General features: G+C 67.9%; 1 protein-coding gene. It reads left to right on the plus strand.

The annotated features are described in order from the left end of the window. A partial coding sequence (locus tag AOK01_RS39350) for a B12-binding domain-containing protein (RefSeq protein ID WP_169800186.1) occupies positions 1-1,591 on the plus strand: 1,591 nt, incomplete at both ends.

A 1,591-nucleotide genomic window follows, 5' to 3' on the forward strand; every position in this document is an offset into this window, starting at 1 on the left:
GGCCCCGAGTCACGGTTCGCGAAGGTCACCAAGCTCGCGCAGGAGCACGGCTCCGCGCTGATCGCCCTGACCATCGACGAGGAGGGCCAGGCCCGCACACCCGAGCACAAGGTGGCGATCGCCGAACGGCTCATCGACGACCTCACCGGCAACTGGGGCATCCACGAGTCGGACATCCTCATCGACACCCTGACCTTCACCATCTGCACAGGCCAGGAGGAGTCCCGGGGCGACGGCCTCGCCACCATCGAGGCCATCCGGCAGCTCAAGCAGCGTCACCCGGACGTCCAGACCACCCTCGGCCTGTCCAACATCTCCTTCGGCCTCAACCCGGCCGCACGCGTCCTGCTCAACTCGGTCTTCCTCGACGAATGCGTCAAGGCGGGCCTCGACTCGGCCATCGTGCACGCCTCCAAGATCCTGCCGATCGCCCGCTTCACCGAGGAGGAGGTCACCACCGCCCTCGACCTCATCTACGACCGCCGCCGCGAGGGCTACGACCCGCTGCAGAGGCTGATGGCGCTCTTCGAGGGCGCCACCACCAAGTCCCTCAAGGCCGGCCGGGCCGAGGAACTGGCGGCGCTGCCCCTCAACGAGCGGCTCAAGCGCCGCATCATCGACGGCGAGAAGAACGGCCTCGAACAGGACCTCCAGGACGCCCTCCAGGAACGCTCGGCCCTCGACATCGTCAACGAGACACTCCTCGACGGCATGAAGGTCGTCGGCGAGCTGTTCGGCTCCGGCCAGATGCAGCTGCCGTTCGTCCTCCAGTCCGCCGAGGTCATGAAGACCGCCGTGGCCCATCTCGAACCGCACATGGAGAAGACCGACGACGAGGGCAAGGGCACCATCGTGCTGGCCACCGTCCGCGGCGACGTCCACGACATCGGCAAGAACCTCGTCGACATCATCCTCTCCAACAACGGCTACTCCGTCGTCAACCTCGGCATCAAACAGCCCGTCTCCGCGATCCTGGAGGCCGCCAAGGAACACCGCGCCGACGTCATCGGCATGTCGGGCCTGCTGGTCAAATCCACGGTGATCATGAAGGAGAACCTGGAGGAGCTCAACCAGCGCAAGATGGCCTCCGACTACCCGGTGATCCTCGGCGGCGCCGCCCTCACCCGGGCGTACGTCGAACAGGACCTGCACGAGATCTACGAGGGAGAGGTCCGCTACGCCCGCGACGCGTTCGAGGGCCTGCGCCTCATGGACGCGCTGATCTCGGTCAAGCGGGGCGTGCCCGGCGCCGTACTGCCGGAGCTGAAGCAGCGCCGGGTGCGGGCCTCCTCCGTACAGGTCGAGGAGCCCGCGCAGGAGGAGGGCGCCGCCCGCTCGGACGTGGCCGTCGACAACCCCGTACCCACCCCGCCCTTCTGGGGCACCCGCGTCATCAAGGGCATCCAGCTCAAGGAGTACGCGTCCTGGCTCGACGAGGGCGCGCTGTTCAAGGGCCAGTGGGGCCTCAAGCAGGCACGCACCGGCGACGGGCCGACGTACGAGGAACTGGTGGAGACCGAGGGCAGGCCGCGACTGCGCGGCCTCCTCGACCAGCTGCAGACCGGCAACCTGCTCGAAGCGGCCGTCGTCT

The sequence above is a fragment of the Streptomyces aurantiacus genome (genome assembly GCF_001418335.1).
GTDB lineage: Bacteria > Actinomycetota > Actinomycetes > Streptomycetales > Streptomycetaceae > Streptomyces > Streptomyces aurantiacus.